Below are 19464 nucleotides of genomic sequence, written 5' to 3'. Positions count from 1 at the left end.
GGTACTAGCCCGCTCCCGCGCCTGTCCGCAGCCGGCGCCACGCCCGTAGACTGCGGCCATGCTGCGTACCCGCCGCCTCCACCGGATCCTGCTCGTCGTGCTGGCGATCCTGGGCGGTGCCGCCCTGGTCATGGCGCTGGCTTACCACGGGGCCGGCGTGCGCGCGCAGCGGGCCGAGACGGCGCAGCTGGAACGCCAGCTCGACCTGCACGCGCAAGCGTTGCAGCAACGCATCGACCGCTACCGCACGCTGCCGCAGATGCTGGCCCAGGACCCCGACCTGCGCGACGCGCTGGTGTCGCCGGTGGACGACGCGCGCCGCAATGCGCTCAACCAGCGCCTGGAAGACGCCAACAGCGTTACCCGCTCATCGACGCTCACGCTGATCGACCGCCGCGGCATCGCGCTGGCGGCGAGCAACTGGCGCGAACCGACCAGCAATGTCGGCGAGGACTACAGCTTCCGTCCCTACGTGAAGCAGGCGCTGCGCGACGGCCAGGGCCAGTTCTACGGCATCGGCCTGACCACGGGCGAGCCCGGCTATTTCCTGTCGCAGGCGATCGTGGACGGCGACGGCGGAACCATCGGCCTGGTCGTCATCAAGATCGACCTGGATGCGCTGGAACAGGAGTGGCTGCAGACGCCCGACGTGGTGCTCGTCAGCGACGCGCACGGCGTGGTCTTCCTCGCCAGCCAGGACGACTGGCGCTACCGCACGCTGCGCCCCCTGAGCGAGGCCGACCGGCGCGAGCTGGCCGCGACGCGGCAATACGCGCGGCAGAGGCTCACGCCGCTTCGCTGGCAGGACCTGTCGGCGGCCGGGGACGGCGCGCGTCGCGTGCAGATGCGCGACCCGCCATGGACGGGCGCCGTGCTGTGGCAATCGAAGGCCCTGCCCGAGGAAGGCTGGCAGCTGCACCTGCTGCACGACGCCTCGGCCATCGCTGCGGCAGGACGCGCCGCCGCCGTTGCCGCCGGTGGCGGCTGGCTGGCGCTGGCGTTCCTGGCCCTGTTCGTGCAGCAGCGCCGCCGCACCGCGCTGCTGCAGCGCCGCAGCCGGCAGGAACTGGAGGTCGTGCTGCAGCAGCACGCGCAGGAACTGCGCACCGCGCAGGATGGCATCGTCGAGGCGGCACGCTCCGCCGATGCCGGCCTGAGCCGCAGCCTCGAGCACCTGCCGCAGGGCGTGGTCATCATCGACGCCGACCTGCGGCTGGTGGCCTGGAACTCGCGCTACATGGACCTGTTCCGCTTCCCGCCGGACCTGATCCACGTCGGCCGCCCGATCGAGGACGTGTTCCGCCACAACGCCCGCCGCGGCCTGTTGGGACCGGGGCCCATCGAAGAGGCGATCCAGCGCCGCCTGGACCACCTGCGCAGCGGCAAGCCGCACATGCGCGAGAGCGAGAAGGACGATGGCGTGGTGCTGGAGATCCGCGGCAATCCGTTGCCCGACGGCGGCTTCGTCACCAGCTACGCCGACATCACCAGCTACAAGAACGCCGCGCGTGAGTTGCGCTCGCTGGCGGATGCGCTGGAGCACCGCGTCGAGGAACGCACGCGCGCCCTCGCCGACGCCACCCGCGCCGCCGAGAACGCCAACCGCTACAAGACGCGCTTCGTCGCCTCGGCGGTGCACGACCTGCTGCAGCCGTTGAACGCCGCGCGCATGTTCGTCTCCGCCCTGCGCGGCCGCCTGCACGACGACGAGGCGCGGCGCATCGCCGACCATGTCGACAATGCGCTTGCCGCGCAGGACGCGATCCTCAACAGCCTGCTCGACATCGCGCGCCTGGAATCCGGTGCGCTGCCTACCCGCGTCCGCGACTTCGCGCTGGCGCCCCTGCTGGAGACGCTGCTGCGGGAATTCGGCATGGTCGCCGAAGGCCGCGGGCTGGCGCTGGACGGCGTCGCCACGCGCGCCGTGGTCCGCAGCGACGAAGCCCTGCTGCGCCGCATCCTGCAGAACTTCCTGTCGAACGCGATCCGCTACACGCCACGCGGCCGCGTGCTGCTTGGCGTGCGCCGCGCCGGCGAGCTGGTGCGCATCGAGGTGCACGACCAGGGACCTGGCATTCCCGAGAGTCTCCAGGCCGAGATCTTCGAAGAGTTCCGCCGGCTCAACGACGGCGTCGCCAACGACCGTGGCGCCGGGCTCGGCCTGGCCATCGTCGAACGCATCGGCCGCCTGCTGGGGCACCGCATCGGCCTGCGCTCGCAGTTGGGGCGCGGCAGCGTGTTCTGGGTGGCGCTGCCACGCGGCGTCGACGATGCGGTGACCGTCGACCCACCCCCGGTCGCGGCCGACAGCGACGATGCCTCGCCACTGCGCGGTCGCCTGGTCTGGTGCATCGACGACGATCCCCGCGTCTGCGAAGCCACGCGCGCGCTGCTGGATCGCTGGGAATGCGACGTCGGCCTGGCGGCAGGGCCCGACGACGCGCTGGCCGCCGCGGCACCGCATGCCGTACCGGACCTGCTGCTGCTCGACGTGCGACTGGGCGACACGGACGGCCCGACGGTGTACGCGCGCCTGTGCGAACGCTGGCGCGCCGTGCCGCCGGTGATCCTGGTCACCGCCGAGCACGACGACGCCTGGCGCTCGCTGGCGCTGCAACGTGGTTGGGGCTTCCTCGCCAAGCCCGTGAAGCCGGCGGCGCTGCGCGCACTGATGACCCAGTTGCACGTGCGCCGCGCGCGCTGAACTCAGGCGATCGGCGGACCCTCCGGTTCCAGCGACTTCACCAGCACCGCCGCCTGTGTGCGGCTGTGGCATTCCAGCTTCTTCAGGATCGCGGTGACGTGCACTTTCACGGTGTTCTCGGCCAGGCCGAGTTCGTGCGCGATCTGCTTGTTGAGCAGACCGTCCGCCAGGCACAGCAGAACGCGGAACTGCTGCGGCGTCAGCTGCGCCAGGCGGGCCGCGAGTGCGGCGTCCTGCTCGGACCGCTCGACGGTGAGCGGCGGGAACCACGCCCCGCCATCGAGCACCGCCGCGACTGCGGCGCCGATGGTGTCGGCCGGCGACGACTTGGGAATGAAACCGGCCGCACCGAACTGCTGCGCACGACGGATCACCCGCGGGTGTTCGTTCGACGAGATGACGACCACCGGCACCTCCGGATGTTCGCCACGGACATGCAACAGGGCGGAGAACCCGTGCGCGCCGGGCATCGTCAGGTCCAGCAGCACCAGGTCCGCCTCGGGGTGCGCGTCCAGCGCCTGTCCCAGGCCCGTGGCACTCGCGGCTTCGACCACGGTGGCGCCGGGCAGCGCCTCGCGCAGTGCGTGGATCACCGCCGCGCGGAACAGCGGATGGTCGTCGGCGACCAGGATCGTCGTGCTCATGCCGCCAGTGTGCCACCAGCATCGCGGGCCGCGCGTACCACTTTCCGGCTAGGCGTCCGTCGACAGCTTGTCCAGGCGGATCCGGTTGGCGAACAGCGAAAACGCCAGCATGCCCGCCAGGCCGTTGGCACGGCTGACCCAGCTCGGCAGCCAGCGCGGTGGCGCCAGCACGCCGTCATCGAACATCGGCTCGAACAGCGTCACGTCCTCCAGCGTCATCTTCCCGGCGAACAGGCGGCGGCAGACCCGCAGCCGGTCCTGCTGCAGCGAGCGGCGGAAGAACGTGTGCACGCCGATCAGGCCACGCAGGTAGACGGTGTCCTTGGTGAAGGCCGCGCCGCCGGAGGTCGGCACGCCCCGGAACACGCGCTGTGCGGACGAAAAGCTTTCCGCGGGGTTCTGCCCCGCATCGGTGAAGTAGCGGAATACCTCGACGAAGTCCGCGCCCGCCAGTGCCATCGCGACCGCCTCGATGCGCAGGCTGATCCGCTTCATGCGTTCGATGTCGATGCTGCCGGTGATCTGCTCTGCGAAGGTCGCCAGTCCTTCCTGCGTGGCGGTGACGCGCGGAGATGCCAGCGCCAGGCTGGGCAGCACGGCCTGCTCGCGGCCGTTCAGGGCGGTGAGCGAATGCACCAGCGCTTCGTGCTGCAGCAGCTGGCGGCGGTCGTAGTCGCTGAAGGCGGCCCCGTGGCGCAGGCGGATGCGGGTGGCGCCGGCGGCGGCCTTCGCGATCAGGTTGCGGTCCAGCTCCACGGTGATGACGCGGCCGTCGAAGAAATCGTCCAGGTCGGCCTGCAGCTGCAACTGCAGGGCCGTGGCCGAGACCGGGATCTGCTCCTCCGGCGACAGCAGCTCGTGGTCGAGCTCGTTGGCGATGGCGATGAAATGGCCCGCCGCATCGCGCGTGGTCGGTCCGTCGCCGGGCAGGCAGGCTTCCGGCGTGCCGAACAGTGCGATCGAGTGCGTGGTCACCGCCGGCGTGCCCAAGGCTTCCAGCAACTGCGCGGCGATGTCCCAGCTGTGCACGGAATCGCGCAGGTAGCGACCGAGCGGATGCGCTGCGTCGGCGGCCACCGCGATCGCGGCCAGTTCGCGGCGCGCATCGCCGAAGTCGAGACGGGGATAGTCGATCACCGGCCGCCGTGGCTGCCCACGCGCAACGCTGTCGAGGAACGGCGCCTGCACGTCCGCGGGCCAGCTGGCCAGGCTGAGCAGCTTGATGCCCCGCACGGCCCTGACCAGGCGTGCGTCCAGCGCGGCGTGATGGGCGATATCGGCGTGCATGCATCCCTCCCTGGCTCACACTTTAGCCCAGCGCACACCGCGGCCGGCACAAGCGCCCGTGGCTGGACTATGCTCGACCTTCTTCCATCGGTTGCGGGGGCAGCATGCTGGAACTCGATGCAGTACAGACGCTGGCCTTCGCTGGCCTGGCGCTTTTCCTCGGCTACGCACTCTGCCGCGTCGTCCCGCTGTTCTCGAAGTACAACCTGCCTGCGCCGGTGATCGGCGGCCTGGCGGTGGCGCTGGTGGTGCTGGCCGCCCGCAGCCGCGAGGTCACCCTGTTCACGCTGGACACCAGCCTGCAGGCGCCGCTGATGATCGCGTTCTTCACCACCATCGGCGTCAATGCCAGCGTGGCGCTGCTGAAACTCAGCGGCCGCCAAGTGGTGATCTTCCTGCTGCTGGCCAGTGGCTTCGCCATCGTGCAGAACCTGCTGGGTATGGCGGTAGCGATGGGCTTCGGCCTGCATCCGCTGTTCGGCGTGCTGGCGGGTTCCACCACGTTGACCGGCGGACCGGCGACCGGTCTGGCGTTCGCCCCGCTGTTCGAACAGGCCGGTGTCACCGGCGCCGAATCGATCGCGGTCGCCTCGGCGATGGCGGGCATCGTCTGCGGCGGCTTGCTGGGCGGACCGGTGTCCACGGTACTGATCCGGCGCCACAAACTCTACGGCGGCGTGCGCCTGGGCAAACCCGACGAATCCGCGGCCGAACCCACCGGTGCGCGCGATACGCCGGATTTCGCCACGCGCGAATCCGCGGCGCTGAAGAGCATCGTGGTGATCCTGGTGGCCATGTGGGCCGGTGCCGGCGTCAGCGCCGCCCTGTCCGCCGCCGGGCTCACGCTGCCCGCCTACGTCGGCGCGATGATGGTCGGTGCGTTGATCCGCTACATCGACGATCGAACCGGCTGGATCGGATTGCCGGTGGCGACGACCGACCTGATCGGCAACGTCTGCCTGGCGCTGTTCCTTGCGGTGGCGCTGATGAACCTCAAGCTGTGGGAGCTGGCCGGCTTGGCGGCGCCGCTGCTGGTGAACCTCGGCCTGCAGGTGGCACTGGTCGCGCTGTTCTGCGGCGTGGTGTTCCGGGTGATGGGCCGCGACTACGACGCGGCCGTGATGGGCGGCGGCTTCATCGGTTTCATGCTCGGCACCACGGCCAATGCGATGGCGGTGATGCGCACCCTGGTCGAACGCTACGGCATGGCGCCGCGCGCGTTCCTGGTGGCGCCGCTGGTGGGTGCGTTCTTCATCGACTTCACCAATGCGCTGATCATCACCGGGTTCATAAACCTCTGGAGTTGATCGATTCCTGAAGCTGATCGATCTCAAGGTGATCGACCGTCGAGATCCATCCGCCGTCATCCCGGCGCAGGCCGGGACCCAGTGATTCTGGTGTTTGGATGACGGTAGATTCGCAGCAAGGCGCTGGGTCCCGGCTTGACCAGCCATTCGGCTGTTGAATGCCGCCGGGATGACGACAAGGGCGCGTCACCACATCGAACGTTCCGCTCGCGTCACGCGAAAACCTAACGCTTGCCGTACTTGTCGCTGAGCCGCTTGTTCAGCGCCTTGTTCTGCACCTTGGCGTTGGCCTTGTCGGCCAGCCGCGAAGCGAGCTTGTCGGCCGCGGCGGCGACTTCGTCGCGCAGCTTGAGGTAGTTGAGGAAGCGGCCCTCGTCCAGCTCTTCGCGCTCAATGGCCGCGCGCACCGCGCAGCCCGGCTCGCGGTCATGCGAACAGTCGCGGAACCTGCACTGCTCGGCCAGCGCCTCGATGTCGGCGAAGCCGCCGTCGGCCAGGTCTTCCTCGCCGGTGGGCTTGAGCTCGCGCATGCCGGGCGTGTCGATCAGGCAGGCGCCTGCCGGCAGCGGAATCAGCGCGCGGTAAGTGGTGGTGTGGCGGCCGCGCGAATCGCTTTCGCGCACTTCGCCGGTCTTCATGCGCTCGTCGCCGATCAGCGTATTGGTGATCGTGGACTTGCCCGCGCCGGACGAGCCGACCAGCACCACCGTGTGGCCCGGCGCCAGCCAAGGCGCCAGCTGCCCCACGCTGGCCGGATCCTTGGCGTTGACGGTGAACACCGGCACGCCCTGCGCGGTGAGATCGGCCAGCACCTCGACCGCGTCATCGGCGTACTCGGTGCGGTCGGCCTTGGTCAGTACGACGACCGGCTGCGCACCGCCGCCGCCGACCAGCAGCAGGTAGCGCTCGATGCGGCGTGGATTGAAGTCGGCATCCAGGCCGCAGACGATGAACACCGTATCGATGTTCGCCGCGATCACCTGCTGGTGGTAGTGCTCGCCGGCCGCACCACGCTTGATGCCGGTATGCCGCGGCAGCAGCGCGACGATGCGCGGGCGCTTCGACGTCGCGTCTTCCAGCAACACCCAGTCGCCGACGGCAGGACGCTCGTGGGCGGGAAACCGCGGGCGCTGCCACTCCGGCAGCGACTCGGCCTTCACGCCGTCGCCGGGCGCCATGGCGACCACGTAGCCGGAGCGGTGCTGCTCGCTCACCCGTGCCGGGGTCGCGGTCGGGTGCGCGGCCATGGCGTCCCGCCATGCGGCATCCGTCGGTTCCCCCGTGTACGGCCAGCCGATGGCGCGCAGAAGGGTGACGTCGGACACGCTGGGGACGGGGGTTTCGGGCATGGCGCGCATTCTAGACGGGGGCTGAAGCCGGCGGGGCCGGGCAGGCTAAATATCCGTTAAGCTGGCCCTCCTTCCACTTCGTGCACCCTGCGGTCCCGCCATGTCCACCCCGCCCGTCAAACCGCTCGCCACGCGCGAACGCCTGTCCGAAGTCCGCTACGAAATCCGGGGCGAACTGGCACGGCGAGCCCGCGAGCTGGAGGCCCAGGGGCAGAAGCTGATCAAGCTCAACATCGGCAACCCGGGCGCCTTCGGTTTCCGTGCGCCGGAGCATCTGCAGCGCGCGATCGCCGACGACATGGGCCGCACCGATCCGTACACGCACCAGCAGGGCCTGCCCTCGGCGCGCGATGCGATCGCCGCGGCCTACGCCAAGCGCGGTACGCCGGATGCGCACCCGGACCGCGTGTTCGTGGGCAACGGCGTGTCGGAACTGATCGACCTGTCGCTGCGTGCGCTGCTGAACCCCGGCGACGAAGTGCTGGTGCCCTCGCCCGACTATCCGCTGTGGTCGGCCGCCACCATCCTCAACGACGGACGCCCGGTGTACTACCGCTGCGATCCGGAGAACGACTTCCAGCCCGATCCGAACGAGATCGAGCAGCTGATCAGCTCGCGCACCCGCGCCATCGTGCTGATCAATCCGAACAATCCCACCGGCGCCACCTACTCGCGCGAACTGCTGGAGCGCATCGTGGCGATCGCCGCGAAGCACCGCCTGCTGCTGATGGTCGACGAGATCTACGACCAGGTGCTGTACGACGGTGCGACCTTCGTGCCGGTCGCACCGATGGCGGGCGACGTGCCGTGCATCACCTTCAGCGGCCTGAGCAAGGTGCATCGTGCCTGCGGCTGGCGCGTGGGCTGGGGCGTGGTCTCCGGCCATGGCGATGTGGTGCGCGACTTCCTGCATGCGATGGACCTGCTCAGCGCGCTGCGCCTGTGCGCGAACGTGCCCGGCCAGTACGCCATCGACGCCGCGGTCAACGGCCCCGACACCATCAGTGCGCTGTGCGCACCCGGCGGCCGCCTGTACGAAACCCGTCGCGCGGTGATCGACGCCTGCGACGCCAGCCCGCACCTGGAGCTGGTCAACCCGGCCGGTGCGCTGTACGCGTTCCCGGCGGTGGTCGGCGATGCCGCCAAAGGTTTCGACGACCATGCGTTCGCGCTGGAACTGATGGAAACCGAAGGCGTGCTGGTCGTGCCGGGCTCCAGTTTCAACGTGCCGTACCGCCACCACTTCCGTGTCACCCTGCTGCCGGAAGCGGCCACGATGCGCGAAGTCTTCGCCCGCATCGACCGCGCCCTGTCGCGCCGCGCCGAGGCCGCCACCAAGGTGGTGCCGATCAAGGGCAAGTCGCGGCCCGCGGCGGCGTAGACGCTCGTAAGCGAGCGGACCCGTGTTCCCCGCCAGGTGGCTGCCGCTGCTCTTGTTGGCGTCCCCTGTGGCTGCGGACGTCGGTCGACCTCTGTCGCCGCTTGGCTCAGACATTGCCGCGACCTCAGGCGTCACGCTGCCCGATTGCGGTATCGCCGTCACGCCGGGCGAGATTGAAGCCGCGCTGCGGTGTGCCGATGCCGCTTTGCGGAACAATCTGCCATTCGTGGCCCAGGTTCGCATCGATGGAGTCGACTCCGTGGTCTGGCAGGCGGCGATCCAATTACCCTCGGGTCGAAGACTGCTGCTGCAACACGACAGCTTTGGCTTCGGTCGCAGGACCCAGGCGTCCTGCCGGACCTTTTCATTCACTGATGCGCTTCTGCCGATCCGGTGTGAGCACTAACGGTGTCCGGCGCTGAGCGCCCCTGGCGAGCCAACCGCCGAAGAACTCGAATGCGTTGATGCCGATGGCCTCGTGCGCTGGCGGCGGGCGCTGTTCGGGGAAGAGATGAAATCGGACGACACGTCGCGGACCGGATGGCGCATCATGCGCCCATGACGACGACCTCCGGCTCCCATACCACCGCCCTCACCACCGAGCTGCGTTACCTCGCGCTCGGCGATTCCTACACGATCGGCGAAGCCGTGGATGAGGCAGGCCGCTGGCCGATGCAGCTGGCGCGCCTGCTGCGGCAGGAAGGCGTGCTGATCGGCGACCCGCGCATCATCGCCACCACGGGCTGGACCACCGACGAGCTCGATGCCGCGATCACCGCCGCCGAGCCGCTCGGCGAACACGACTTCGTCAGCCTGCTGATCGGAGTGAACAACCAGTACCGGGGCCGCGGCGTGGAGGAATACCGCACCCAATTCGCCGCCCTACTGTGGCGCGCGATCGGCTTCGCCCGCAATCGTCCGGAACGGGTGCTGGTACTGTCCATCCCCGACTGGGGCGTCACCCCGTTCGCCACGCAATCCGGCCGAGATGTCGCGCAGATCGCGCGCGAACTGGATGCCTACAACCTCGCCGCGCGCGAGGTCTGCGCGCCGCGCGGCGTCGCCTTCGTCGACATCACCCCCGTCAGCCGTGCACGCGGCGCGGAGCCGGCGATGCTCGCCGATGACGGCCTGCACCCGTCCGCCGCGATGTACACCGAATGGACGCGGCTCGCGTTTCCGATCGCACATCATTCGCTCGTGTAGCGTGCGCCATGCTCACGACGCGTGGTGATTGCTCCACGCGCAGCTCTGAAAGATCCCTGCTTCGTGCGCGCGGCGCACGCTACATTCGCGTCGCGCTTGAGCCCCCTCTCCCACCGGCGACCGTAGGAAGTCCCTGCGGGAGAGAGGGGTTGGGGTGAGGGTTGGCGGAGTGGTGATGGGTCGGCGGCACGCAGACCCTCATCCGGCGCTGCGCGCCACCTTCTCCCGGAGGGAGAAGGGTTTAGGGACCGCAGGCTGCGCGATCGCCCACGTAGCGTGCGCCATGCGCAGGGCGCGGGGATCCACCGCTAACGCATAGACTTTCACCGTGCCATGACCGCCGCGCGTGAACCCGTCATCGCGGGTCGTGCGCACCGCGCACGCTACGCGGCCGCGATGTCCGTCATGGGTACCGGATTCGGTTCCGGCAACACGGTGCGATAGCCCTGCGCATCCAACCATGCCAGCAGCTGCGCCAGGATGGCCACGTTGTGGCCGTGCGCCGCGCCTTCGTGCAGCAGCACGATGGCGCCCGGATGGATGTCGCGGGTGATCCGCGCCAGCACCTGGTCGGGTCGGCAGTTCACACCATCGAAGCCGCGTGCACTCCATGCCACACGCGCCAGGCCATGCCGCTTCAGCGCCAGGCCGACGAAGGGGTTGGTCATGCCCACCACGCTGCGGTACCAGCGCGGCGTGTGGCCGGTGATCGCGGTCAGGATGGACTGGTTGCGGCCGATCTCGTCTTCCAGCGCTCCCGGCCCCAGCCGCCAGAAGCGCGTATCCGGATGCGTGGCACTGTGGTTGCCGATACCGTGCCCGCGATCGCGGATGCCCTGGACCACTGCAGGGTGCGCCGCGGCGCGCTCGCCGACGAGGAAGAAGGTCGCCTGCGCGCGGTGACGGTCCAGCAGGTCGAGCATGGCAGGGGTGTCGGCGGAGGGACCGTCGTCTATGGTCAGCCAGACCACGCGCTCGGCGGTGGGCAGGCGTGACAGCGCGGGACAGAAGAGCGTGGCACGCGGGTACAGCGTGGACCACACCACCGACAGATGGGTGGCCATCATCGCAGGCAGGCCGATCGTCCAGCCGTCGCGCCACCACAGCCAGGCCACGCCCACTTGCGACAGCGCCAGCAGGCCCAATATCAGTCCGGGACGGCGCGGCGGACGATGCAGTGTTCCTGTCGTGCTCATGCCCCATGATGCCACGGGGCGTAAAATCCCCGCTTCCACGTCCTCCTGCCTTCCGGTATCCGACATGTCCCTCGACCCCGCCCTGCGCTCGCGCATCGAATCCCTCCTGCAGTCCAACCGCGTGGTCCTCTTCATGAAGGGCCAGCCGACCATGCCGCAGTGCGGCTTCTCGGCCAAGGCGGTGGGCGCGCTGTCGGCGCTGGGCGTGGACTACGCCCACGTCAACGTGCTGGCCGACCAGGAGATCCGCGAAGGCATCAAGGCCTACGGCGACTGGCCGACCATCCCGCAGCTGTACATCGACGGCGAACTGGTCGGCGGCAGCGACATCATCGAGCAGATGACCAACTCCGGCGAACTGGCCTCGCTGCTCGGCCTGCAGGCCCCGGACCGTACGCCGCCGGCGATCACCATCACCCCGGCCGCCGCCGAGATGCTGCAGAACGCCGTGGCCGACGCCGGCCCGGGCGCCGCGCTGGCGCTGTCGATCAACGCGCAGTTCCAGCCGAACTTCCAGCTTGGGCAGTTCGACGCGAACGCCATTGCCAGCGAATCCAACGGCGTGCGCGTGCAGTTCGACCTTGCCAGCGCGCGCCGCGCCGACGGCATCACCATCGACTGGGTGGACGACATCCGCGGTAAGGGCCTGGCCATCGACAACCCGAACGCGCCGAAGCCGGTGCAGGCGCTGTCGCCGATGGACGCCGATGCGAAGGTCCGCGCCAGCGAAGTACTGCTGGTCGACGTGCGTCCGGCCGATGAACGCGCCATCGCCTCGGTGAAGCTGCCGTTCAAGACCTTCGACGGCAACGGCCGTGCCGAGCTGGAAGCGCTGCCGAAGGACACGGCCCTCGCCTTCCTGTGCCGCAGCGGCGGCCGTAGCCAGCAGGCGGCGGAAGAGTTCCGCGCGCTCGGCTTCTCGAACGCCTACAACATCACCGGCGGCATCAACGCCTGGGCCGACGATGTGGACGGCACGATCAGCAAGTACTGAGCCGCGCTCGCGGCAATCATGAAAAGGCGGGCCTCGGCCCGCCTTTTCTGTTTCGAAAGCCGTGGGAGCGACGTCAGTCGCGACCGAATACCTGTGCTTTCCCATCGCGACTGACGTCGCTCCCACAGATGCATGTCCAGCCCGCTAACCGTGGAAGCCGCCACTGGCCAGGTAGTCGCGCTCTTCCTGCGTGGAGGAGCGCCCCATCGCCTCATTGCGATGCGGGAAGCGCCCGAAACGTGCGATGAGGTCGTAATGCAGCTGGGCGTACTTCATGTACTCCTCATTGCCGACCGCATGGAACAGATCCAGCGAACGTTGCTGGTCCTCCAGCGCCTCGGAATGCTCGTAAGGCATGTAGAAGAAGATCTTCAGCGCCGGATCGACCTGCGCATCAAAACCGGCCTCGATGGCGCGATCGGCGTAGTGCCGCGCCAAACCATCGGTCGCGTAGGAGTGCGCGCTCTCGCGGAAGCAGTTGCGCGGAAACTGGTCCAGCAACAGGATCAACGCCAGCGCGCCCTCGGCATCACCCATCCAGCCTTCCAACTCGCGTCGCGCCGCGCGGAAGTGCAATCCGCGAAAGCGCTGGTCGAACTCGGCATCGAAGGCGTCGTCGTTGGCGAACCACTTTTCGCGGCCGGCGTTCTTCCAGAAGGTGATGATGTCGTTGGATTCGTTCATGGCGTTATCTCCGGCTCGTATGAAGTATCAGGCTGCTGCGGCCTGCGTGCTCGGCCGGCAAACCACAGAATGAAGCTACCGACCACCAGCAACGGAAGACCGTAAACAAGGCCAACATAGACCGCCGCCATCTGGGCGGTGCCTTCGAAGTCCTCCGGCCGGCGACCGAAGAACAGGATGGCGCACAGGGCGGAGACAAGCAGCGCCGCCGACACAGTCATCCATCCGATGACGCGCAGGGCGATGACCAGCCTCATGCGCCACCTCGGCGCGTCGCTGGATACGTTCATCGATCCGGAATGACATGCCCGATGCGCCACAGCACACCGGTCGGATCGATCAGGGTGAAGTCCCTGAGGCCCCATGGCCGGTCATCCGGTGAGCTCAGACGGACGGAGAACCGTTCGACGACACCTGACGCCTCGATATTCCGGTGCCAGTCGTCCGCGTTCTCGACCAGCAGGTGCATGACGAAATTCTCCGCGTGCTCGCGCAGGTAGAACTGCGACAGCAAGAACGACGTCCTGCCGTGATGGACATAGGCCAGGTCGTCCGACTCCATCGATGCCTTGAAACCCAGCGCCTCGTAGAACGCGATGGACTCAGCCAGATCACGTGCGGGAACGAAGGCCTTCATTTCGATCGTTTCAAGGTTCATGCGGTCTATCCTGCAGAGGCGCCCTCGAGGGAACCAAACGGCGGGTCAAGTGCGATCCTAGCCCGGCGTCCGCATCAACTCGCTCCATGACTGGCTCGCAGGAACAAGCCAGTACTGCTCGCATGTCCAGCTCCGGTTGTCCCAGCACACATGGATGGCGGGATGCTCGCAGCGGGACGCCCCCATCGCGGGGGTAACCATGTACTCACGTGATTCACCCGCGTCCAGACGCGCATCATGCGTCAGCACGACAGCGTTGTCGCCAAAATCGAGGTCAGGCCGCGGGACGCGCCGGGTAGTCGCATCCTGTTGCCAAACCAGGTCGTTGGTCCGTATCAACACCCGTCTGCGGGAATGATTGGTGACGACCACTGTTCCGCTTCCGGCCACTGCATCGACCTTGATCGCACTTACCTCGATGTCGGGTGGCATCGTGTCGTCGTGTCGTATCGATACACAGCCTGCCAGCACCATGCTGCCGGCAAGCAGCATTGTTTGCAGAGCCGACGGCCTGCACACCAGCATGGCCATCCCGTTATTCGTCAAACCGAAGATGCCGAACCGACTTCCCATTCCGCCGGATCAGCTTCAACGCCTCGATCCCCACGGTGATGTGGTTCTCCACGAACGACGAGCTGACCTTGGCGTCGCTTGCCTCGGTCTTCACACCTTCCGGGATCATCGGCTGGTCGCTGACCAGCAGCAACGCGCCCACGGGAATGCGGTTGGCGAAGCCGGCGGCGAAGACGGTGGCGGTCTCCATGTCGATGGCCATGCAGCGCATCGCGCGCAGGCGCTCCTTGAACGCCGTGTCGTGTTCCCACACACGGCGGTTGGTGGTGTAGACGGTGCCGGTCCAGTAGTCGTGGCCCAGGTCGCGGATCATCGTCGACACCGCGCGCTGCAGGGCGAACGCGGGCAGCGCCGGCACTTCCGGCAGCAGGTAGTCGTTGCTGGTGCCTTCACCGCGGATGGCCGCGATGGGCAGCACCAGGTCGCCCAGCTGGTTCTTGCGCTTCAGGCCGCCGCACTTGCCGAGGAACAGCACCGCCTTGGGCATGATGGCCGACAACAGGTCCATCATCGTCGCGGCGTTGGGGCTGCCCATGCCGAAGTTGATCATGGTGATGCCGTCGGCGGTGGCGCTGGCCATCGGACGGTCCAGGCCGACGATGGGCGCACCGGTCAACTGCGAAAACACATTGAGGTAGCCGCCGAAATTGGTCAGCAGCACATGCTCGCCGAACTGGTCCAGCGGCACGCCGGTGTAGCGCGGCAACCAGTTGTCGACGATCTCGCTCTTGTCCTTCATGGAAACCTCTTTTTCTTGTTGTTGTGGCGCGATTCTGGCACGACTGCGACACACGCACTTGGCAAGGCGCGGCGCGGCCGGTTAGGTTTCGGGTCTCATCCGGGGGATACACGATGCGAATGACCTTGTTGGCCGGGCTGGTCCTGGCTGCGCTGGGCGCCGGCGCGCACGCCGCCACGCCCGCGTCCCGCTTCACGCAGGACCCTTATCCCAGTACCTACCGTGCCCTCGCGTCCGGGCCGGTGCTGTTGGCCAACGCCACCGTGCTGACCGGCACCGGCGAGCGCCTGGACGGCGCCGACGTGCTGCTGGCCGACGGCAAGGTGGCGGCGGTGGGCCGCGGCCTCTCCGTGCCCGAAGGCGCCACGCGCGTTGACGCGACCGGCAAGTGGGTGACGCCGGGACTGATCGATGTGCACTCGCACCTGGGCGTGTATCCCAGTCCGGGGGTGAAGGCGCACAGCGACGGCAACGAGGCGACCGCGCCGGTGACCGCGAACGTGTGGGCGGAGCATTCGATCTGGGCACAGGACCCGGGGTTCCACACCGCCCTGGCCGGCGGCATCACCTCGCTGCAGATCCTGCCCGGCTCGGCCAACCTGGTCGGGGGCCGCGGCGTGACGCTGAAGAACGTGCCGTCCACCAGCTACCAGGGCATGAAATTCCCGGGTGCCCCGTGGGGCCTGAAGATGGCCTGCGGCGAGAACCCCAAGCGCGTCTATGGCGGCAAGGCCGGCCCGTCCACGCGCATGGGCAACGTGGCCGGCTATCGCGCCGCGTTCATCGATGCCAGCGAGTACCTGAAGAAGAGTGCGCCCAAGCCGCAGCAGCCCAAGAAGAAACGCTGGTGGGAGCGCGCCAGCGGCGGCGACGGCACCGACAGCGGTGGCGACGCCGGCGGCAAGCGCGACCTGAAGCTGGACACGCTGGCCGGCGCGATCAACGGCGAGATCCTGGTGCACATCCACTGCTACCGCGCCGACGAGATGACCACGATGCTCGACCTGGCCAAGGAATTCGGCTTCAAGGTCGCTGCCTTCCATCATGGCGTGGAGGCGTACAAGATCGCCGACCGGCTGGCGCAGGAGAACGTCTGCGGCGCGCTGTGGGCCGACTGGTGGGGCTTCAAGATGGAGGCCTTCGACGGCATCCAGGAGAACATCGCACTCGTCGATCGCCCGGCGAACGGTTGCGCGATCGTGCATTCGGATTCGGACGAAGGCATCGAGCGCCTCAACCAGGAAGCGGCGAAGGTGATGGCGAACGCGCGCCGTGCCGGCATGGGCGATATCGCGCCAGAGCGTGCGATCCGCTGGGTCACCAGCAACGCGGCGAAGTCGCTGGGCATCGCCGAGCGCACCGGCACGCTGGAGACCGGCAAGATGGCCGACGTGGTGGTGTGGAACCAGAATCCCTTCAGCGTGTACGCGAAAGCCGAGCAGGTCTACATCGACGGCGCCCGCATCTACGACCGCAACGACCGCAGCCGGCAACCGGTGTCCGACTTCATGCTGGGCCAGGAGGTGCTGCCATGAAGCGCATCAACGATCTCTCCTCCCGTCATCCCGGCGCAGGCCGGGACCCAGCAACGTTCGATGGGCTCCGCGACACTTGCAGCAAGAGACGCTGGGTCCCGGCCTTCGCCGGGATGACGGTGAAATCGCTTGTCGTCGCGATAGCGCTGGCGTCCACGTCCTTCGCAGCGCTCGCCCAGGATGTCCTCATCCGCAACGCCACCGTGCATACCGCCGGTGCGCAGGGCACGCTGAAGAACGCGGACGTGCTGGTCCGCAACGGCGTGGTACAGGCAGTCGGCAGCGGGCTTGCGACGCCGGCCGACGCGACGGTGGTGGAGGCGAATGGCCGGCCGCTGACGCCGGCGTTGTTCGGCGGCATTACCGAGATCGGTGTGGAGGAAGTGTCGGGAGAATCGGCGACTGCGGATTCGGCGGTGACGCTGGAAGACCAGCCGATGCGTCCCGAGTTCGACGTCACGCTGGCGTACAACCCGGCATCGGTGGTGATTCCGGTGGCGCGCGTGGAAGGCATCGGCTTCACCCTGCTGGGTGCATCGACCGGTGGCTCGTTCATCGCAGGCCAGGGCGGCGTGATGCGGCTGGATGGCAGCGCGGACCCGGTCGGCCCGCGTGCGTTGTTCATCCGGCTGGGCGGAGGCGGCGCCGCCGACCTGAGCGGCAAGTCGCGCGCGGCGCAGTGGATGCTGCTCGACCAGATGGTGGCCGAGGCGCGCGGCCGCGTGCCGGTGGATTCGCCGCACGCGCTGCTCACGCCCGCCGGCCGCGCGACGCTGGCGCGTTACCTCGCCGGCAACGGCCGCATCGTGGTGCAGGTGAACCGCGCGGCGGATATCCGCCAGCTGCTGCGCTGGGCGCAGCGCGAGAACGTGCGCCTGGCCATCGCGGGCGGTGCCGAAGCGTGGAAGCTGGCGCAGCCGCTGGCGCAGGCGAAGGTGCCGGTGTTCGTGGATGCACTGGCCGACCTGCCGGCGGACTTCGACCAGATCGGTGCATCGCTGGAGAATGCAGCGCGACTGTCGGCAGCGGGCGTCGAGGTGGGGTTCTCCCAGGTGGGCGAATCCCATAACGCGCGCAAGAACCGCCAGCTCGCCGGCAACGCGGTGGCCAATGGCCTGCCGTGGGAAGAGGGCCTGGCGGGCCTGACGCGCGTACCGGCGGAAAGCTTCGGGGTGGGCGACCGCCTGGGCAGCATCGCACCCGGCAAGCTGGCGGACCTGGTGCTGTGGAGCGGCGATCCGCTGGATGTGTCGAGCACGGCGACCCAGGTATGGCTGGGCGGACGCGCGATGCCGATGCGGTCGCGCCAGACCGACCTGCGCGACCGTTACCTGCAGCAACCGGGTCCGCTGCCGCGCGCCTACGCGAAGTAGCGCGCCGCGGGCGAGATCACTCCACGCGGGCGCCTTCGGGTGCCCGCGTGCCGTGTGCGGGCAGGCCCACGGCGCGTTCGTCCATCACCTGGTCGCCGCCGGCCCGCTTCGCGACATACATGGCGTGATCGGCACGGGCGATAAGCGATGCCACGGTATCGCCATCGCGGGCCTGCGCGACGCCCAGGCTCGCCGTCAGCGCGACGTCGACGCCTTCCACCGTGGCGCAGTCGTGGCGGATGCGCGTCGCGACCTGTTCGCCGATGCGCGTCGCGGCCTGCAGGCCTGCGCCCGACAGCACCAGCACGAACTCCTCGCCGCCGAGTCGACCGAGCTGGTCGCCGTACTGGAACTGTTCGCTGACCGCACGCGCCACGGCACGCAGGCACGCGTCGCCCAGCGCATGGCCGTGGCGGTCGTTGACCTGCTTGAAATGGTCCAGGTCGATGAAGAGCAGCGATACGGGGATCTGTTCGCGCTGCCGTGCGATCAAAGCCCAGTCGAGACGGTGCTCGATGGCGCCCCGGTTGAGCACGCCGGTCAGGCCGTCGCGCTCGGCGTGCGCCTTGGCGCTGTCGCGCTCACGGCGGACGGTCAGCATGCGGTGCGCCAGGCCCAGGCCCAGCGCCACCGCGGTGAATGCCAGCCACCAGGGAATGCCGTATTCCAGCCACGGCCCCGCGCGCTCGCCGGCGCTGAAGCGCAGGGCCCGCACCATGGTGAACGCGAGCAACGGCAACCACGACAGCAGCACGATGCTCGCATGGCGCTCGCCCCGCCACCATGCCACCAGCAGCGTGGCGAGCGTGACCAGGTTGGTCAGCAGGAACAGGGCATTGGCCACGTTCGGGAACCAGCGGTCGTCGGCCGGCCACGGCGACGCGAGCAGCACCAGCGTCAGCGTGCAGCCGTACACGCCGACCAGCCGCATCAGCCAGGCCAGCCGCGGTGCCGCGCGCCGCAGGTTGGCGTAGTCCTGCCACAGGTACACCATCAGGATGGTGGCGAGCGTACCGATGGTCCAGATGCCCTGCGCACCGAAATGGCGCAGCAGCGACAGGCCCGGCCAGGCATAGGCTTCGCCATACGAACACAACACGTACAGCAACTGCAGCAGCATGGCGCCGGCATAGAGCAGGTAGACGCGCTCGCGCAGCACCAGCCAGAACAGCAGCACCGCCAGCGCGACGCCCAGGGTCATGCCGACCGCCGGCAGCAGCAGGCGCACGTGCCAGAGATCGGCGGCGGCGTAGTCGGAGCGGGCCTCGACCGCCACCTGCATCGGATAACGCGCCCCCTCCACCGTCACCTCGACCGGACCTTCGCGCGCCAGCGGGAATACCAGCGCGCGCCGGCTGTACTCCGGATCGAGCCCGGGCTGGAAGAGGTCCTGCGTGCGGGGCGTCGCGTCGCCCGGTGCGCGCACCGTCACGCGCGCGTTGTAGGGGTGGTAGATCACCAGCAGCGGCTCGGCGATGCCGTCGCGCGGATATACGCGCCAGTGTCCGTTGCCGATCACGCGCACGGACGCATCGCCGCTGTCGAAGCGACGTTCCGAAAACAATCCGGCGCGCTGTCCGGCCTGCTGCTCCAGCGTGGATGGCTGGAGGCGATCGATGCGCGCGATGTTCTCCCCGTGCGCGCCCACCGGCAGCAGGGCGAGCAGCAGCAGTAACCACCCCTGCTGAGTCATGTTGCCCCTTCCCTACGTGCCGAGTGTCGGGCGGGGCCTGACCCGGGACAAGCCCATCTCGCGTGTTTATGTGACTTTGCTCACACTCTTTGTGCGTCGAGGGCCTCGCCATGAACCTGACGCGGGACCCGTTTTACCGCG

18 protein-coding genes are annotated in these 19464 nt (G+C 68.5%); 7 read left to right on the top strand and 11 right to left on the bottom strand.

Translation table 11 applies throughout. The features are described 5' to 3' along the window. Nucleotides 1–61 precede the first annotated feature (61 nt). On the top strand, nucleotides 62–2704 hold the full coding sequence (locus ACSQ19_RS08545) for a hybrid sensor histidine kinase/response regulator (protein WP_436000915.1): 2643 nt from the start codon (nucleotides 62–64) through the stop codon (nucleotides 2702–2704). 2 nt (nucleotides 2705–2706) lie between these two features. Here ACSQ19_RS08545 and ACSQ19_RS08540 read toward each other — a convergent pair whose 3' ends face one another. Further along, nucleotides 2707–3348 (bottom strand): response regulator transcription factor, encoded by a 642-nt coding sequence (locus ACSQ19_RS08540; RefSeq protein ID WP_296280971.1) that lies wholly within the window; start codon nucleotides 3346–3348, stop codon nucleotides 2707–2709. A 48-nt stretch (nucleotides 3349–3396) separates the two neighbouring features. Then, nucleotides 3397–4635: a flavohemoglobin expression-modulating QEGLA motif protein gene (locus tag ACSQ19_RS08535; RefSeq protein ID WP_296280968.1), complete on the bottom strand. Its 1239-nt coding sequence runs from the start codon at nucleotides 4633–4635 to the stop codon at nucleotides 3397–3399. A gap of 104 nt (nucleotides 4636–4739) precedes the next feature. On the opposite strand from ACSQ19_RS08535, the gene gltS reads away from it, so the two are divergent. After that, nucleotides 4740–5942: a sodium/glutamate symporter gene (gltS, locus tag ACSQ19_RS08530; RefSeq protein WP_435996276.1), complete on the top strand. Its 1203-nt coding sequence runs from the start codon at nucleotides 4740–4742 to the stop codon at nucleotides 5940–5942. Between the two features lie 224 nt (nucleotides 5943–6166). Here gltS and rsgA read toward each other — a convergent pair whose 3' ends face one another. After that, nucleotides 6167–7300: a ribosome small subunit-dependent GTPase A gene (gene rsgA, locus ACSQ19_RS08525; RefSeq protein WP_435996274.1), complete on the bottom strand. Its 1134-nt coding sequence runs from the start codon at nucleotides 7298–7300 to the stop codon at nucleotides 6167–6169. A gap of 91 nt (nucleotides 7301–7391) precedes the next feature. On the opposite strand from rsgA, the gene ACSQ19_RS08520 reads away from it, so the two are divergent. Continuing rightward, complete coding sequence (locus ACSQ19_RS08520; RefSeq protein WP_435996272.1) at nucleotides 7392–8672, top strand: pyridoxal phosphate-dependent aminotransferase; 1281 nt, start codon at nucleotides 7392–7394, stop codon at nucleotides 8670–8672. Between the two features lie 124 nt (nucleotides 8673–8796). On the opposite strand, the gene ACSQ19_RS08515 is transcribed toward ACSQ19_RS08520, so the two are convergent. Then, nucleotides 8797–8955 (bottom strand): hypothetical protein, encoded by a 159-nt coding sequence (locus ACSQ19_RS08515; RefSeq protein WP_435996270.1) that lies wholly within the window; start codon nucleotides 8953–8955, stop codon nucleotides 8797–8799. Between the two features lie 275 nt (nucleotides 8956–9230). Between ACSQ19_RS08515 and ACSQ19_RS08510 the strand changes: the two genes are divergently transcribed. After that, entirely contained in the window at nucleotides 9231–9878 is a 648-nt protein-coding gene (locus ACSQ19_RS08510) for an SGNH/GDSL hydrolase family protein (protein ID WP_435996268.1), read from the top strand. Nucleotides 9879–10261: 383 nt separating this feature from the next. On the opposite strand, the gene ACSQ19_RS08505 is transcribed toward ACSQ19_RS08510, so the two are convergent. Beyond that, complete coding sequence (locus ACSQ19_RS08505) at nucleotides 10262–11089, bottom strand: polysaccharide deacetylase family protein (protein WP_435996266.1); 828 nt, start codon at nucleotides 11087–11089, stop codon at nucleotides 10262–10264. Between the two features lie 49 nt (nucleotides 11090–11138). Between ACSQ19_RS08505 and grxD the strand changes: the two genes are divergently transcribed. After that, nucleotides 11139–12068 (top strand): Grx4 family monothiol glutaredoxin, encoded by a 930-nt coding sequence (gene grxD, locus ACSQ19_RS08500; RefSeq protein ID WP_435996264.1) that lies wholly within the window; start codon nucleotides 11139–11141, stop codon nucleotides 12066–12068. Nucleotides 12069–12212: 144 nt separating this feature from the next. Here the strand turns inward: grxD and ACSQ19_RS08495 are convergent, their stop codons facing one another. From ACSQ19_RS08495 to ACSQ19_RS08475, 5 genes are read right to left on the bottom strand one after another with little or no spacing between them, the layout of a single operon-like run. Further along, entirely contained in the window at nucleotides 12213–12752 is a 540-nt protein-coding gene (locus tag ACSQ19_RS08495; RefSeq protein WP_435996262.1) for a DUF924 family protein, read from the bottom strand. Continuing rightward, a complete protein-coding gene (locus ACSQ19_RS08490; protein WP_435996260.1) occupies nucleotides 12749–13009 on the bottom strand; it encodes a hypothetical protein in 261 nt (86 codons plus the stop codon). Before ACSQ19_RS08490 ends, ACSQ19_RS08495 begins: the two co-directional genes overlap by 4 nt. A gap of 29 nt (nucleotides 13010–13038) precedes the next feature. After that, a complete protein-coding gene (locus ACSQ19_RS08485; RefSeq protein ID WP_435996258.1) occupies nucleotides 13039–13410 on the bottom strand; it encodes a VOC family protein in 372 nt (123 codons plus the stop codon). 57 nt (nucleotides 13411–13467) lie between these two features. After that, a complete protein-coding gene (locus tag ACSQ19_RS08480) occupies nucleotides 13468–13941 on the bottom strand; it encodes a hypothetical protein (RefSeq protein WP_435996256.1) in 474 nt (157 codons plus the stop codon). A gap of 4 nt (nucleotides 13942–13945) precedes the next feature. Then, entirely contained in the window at nucleotides 13946–14722 is a 777-nt protein-coding gene (locus ACSQ19_RS08475; protein ID WP_296281404.1) for an AMP nucleosidase, read from the bottom strand. A 113-nt stretch (nucleotides 14723–14835) separates the two neighbouring features. Here ACSQ19_RS08475 and ACSQ19_RS08470 point away from each other — a divergent pair, with 113 nt between their 5' ends. Together ACSQ19_RS08470 and ACSQ19_RS08465 are read left to right on the top strand one after the other, a co-directional pair. Then, on the top strand, nucleotides 14836–16257 hold the full coding sequence (locus ACSQ19_RS08470; RefSeq protein ID WP_435996254.1) for an amidohydrolase: 1422 nt from the start codon (nucleotides 14836–14838) through the stop codon (nucleotides 16255–16257). Nucleotides 16258–16370: 113 nt separating this feature from the next. After that, a complete protein-coding gene (locus tag ACSQ19_RS08465) occupies nucleotides 16371–17630 on the top strand; it encodes an amidohydrolase family protein (RefSeq protein WP_436000913.1) in 1260 nt (419 codons plus the stop codon). A 16-nt stretch (nucleotides 17631–17646) separates the two neighbouring features. Here the strand turns inward: ACSQ19_RS08465 and ACSQ19_RS08460 are convergent, their stop codons facing one another. Next, nucleotides 17647–19323, bottom strand: coding sequence for a sensor domain-containing diguanylate cyclase (locus tag ACSQ19_RS08460; protein ID WP_299343900.1), 1677 nt, complete (start codon nucleotides 19321–19323; stop codon nucleotides 17647–17649). Nucleotides 19324–19464: the final 141 nt, after the last annotated feature.

It is taken from the genome of Pseudoxanthomonas sp. LjRoot127, from assembly GCF_964253495.1.
Lineage (GTDB): Bacteria > Pseudomonadota > Gammaproteobacteria > Xanthomonadales > Xanthomonadaceae > Pseudoxanthomonas_A.
Note: the sequence above shows the minus strand (reverse complement) of the source record. Positions and strands in the feature narration are given on the sequence as shown.